Below are 1,521 nucleotides of genomic sequence, written 5' to 3'. Positions count from 1 at the left end.
GTCCGGATACTGTTGAAAAAGTGGGGGTTTTGGTGAGCTTGATGCTGAGCGAGAAGCTGGCCAGCCTCGTTGCCCTTCACGCTGGCGATGCTTCTGGGACCAATTTCGCCAGTTTCCGGAGGTTTTGGGCGGTTGCTGCGAGTTGGAACTGTTCATATGCGCCTTTGGGTCCTCGAAGCCGCATCGTTGCGATGCCGATGTATCGTTTTAGATGTGCAAACAGCATTTCGACTTTCCGCCTTTGGATGAACGATGTCACGTAGGCGTCTGTTTTGCGGATATCGCGGGCGACATCTCGGGAAGCTTCATGCACGGAGCGCATGAGACGTCTCCCGTTGTCCTTCGGACAGCATTGAGGCTTCAGCGGGCATGCATCGCAATCGTGCTTTGAAGCGCGGTATCTGATGAAGCCGTCTTTGCCACCATTTGCCTTTCGCGGCTTGGAGAAGTTTCTGCGATAGGTTTGTAGGCGCTTCCCACTTGGGCAGGTGTAGCTGTCGGTTGCAGTATCGTAGATGAAGTCTTCGCGCGAGAAGGTGCCGTCCGTCCGCTTTGATTTGTCCCAGACAGGAATATGCGGGGCAATGCCCCGTTCCTCGACCAGCCAGCCCAGCATCTCCGCCGATCCGTACCCCGTGTCGCCGACCAATTTGTCTGGTGTCATGTCGAAGCGGTCCGTGATCCGGTCGATCATGCGGCGTGCTGCAAAGGCCTCAGCGGTTCTAATTGGCACGGACGGTTCAACGTCAACGATCACCGCATTGTCCAAATCCACCATGTAATTAGTGGAATATGCGAAGAACGCGGCCCCACCATCTGCCCCGGTCCAGCGAGCAGCAGGATCAGCCGGTGAGATGTATTTTGGAATGACCTTGGTGGACGCGCCGAACGCGGCATCATCCAGCGTTTCCAGATATTCGTCGATGACGCGGGCAGACAGTTCCGGCGGCAAGCCTTCCTTGCTCTCGATCCCACGCGTCTGGTTCGCATTCGCTGGGATCAGGCTGGCATCGACACCAAAGCTGTGACCACCAACTAGTCCTTCATCAATGCAGCGCTGCAGGACCGTTTCGAAAAGATGTCGGAACAGACCGCTTTCCCGGAAACGGCCGTGCCTGTTTTTGGAAAAGGTGGAATGATCAGGCACCGCATCCGCCAGATCGAGCCTGCAAAACCACCGATAGGCCAGATTGACATGCACCTCTTCGCAAAGCCGCCGCTCAGACCGGATACCCATACAATAGCCCAACAGCAACATCCGGATCATCAGTTCAGGATCAATCGACGGGCGACCGTGAGAGCTGTAAAATGGGGCCAGCAACGGCCGCACATCTGTCAGATCCAGAAACCGATCAATCCCACGCATGAGATGATCTTGCGGAACAAACGCTTCGATTGAGAACTCATAGAAAAGCGCGCCTTGCGCCACCTGCCTTGAACCCATCATCGCCATGTCCTCCACTCTCAAATCAAGTGAATCAGGACTAGATCATCAGATCAACGGACTTTTTCAACAGTATC

The 1,521-nt window shown here is 55.2% G+C and carries 1 protein-coding gene; it reads right to left on the bottom strand.

Going from position 1 to position 1,521, the window contains the following annotated elements:
• Nucleotides 1-76: 76 nt before the first annotated feature.
• Entirely contained in the window at nucleotides 77-1,447 is a 1,371-nt protein-coding gene (locus LOM8899_RS22920; RefSeq protein WP_093994519.1) for a transposase, read from the bottom strand.
• Nucleotides 1,448-1,521: the final 74 nt, after the last annotated feature.

The organism is Flavimaricola marinus (assembly GCF_900184895.1).
GTDB classification, from domain to species: domain Bacteria; phylum Pseudomonadota; class Alphaproteobacteria; order Rhodobacterales; family Rhodobacteraceae; genus Flavimaricola; species Flavimaricola marinus.
This window is presented reverse-complemented; position numbering and strand designations above follow the sequence as displayed.

What these genes read in the sequence shown, in the direction of transcription:
- LOM8899_RS22920 (WP_093994519.1), bottom strand. Translation starts at nt 1,447, where the DNA reads ATGATGGGTTCAAGGCAGGTGGCGCAAGGCGCGCTTTTCTATGAGTTC.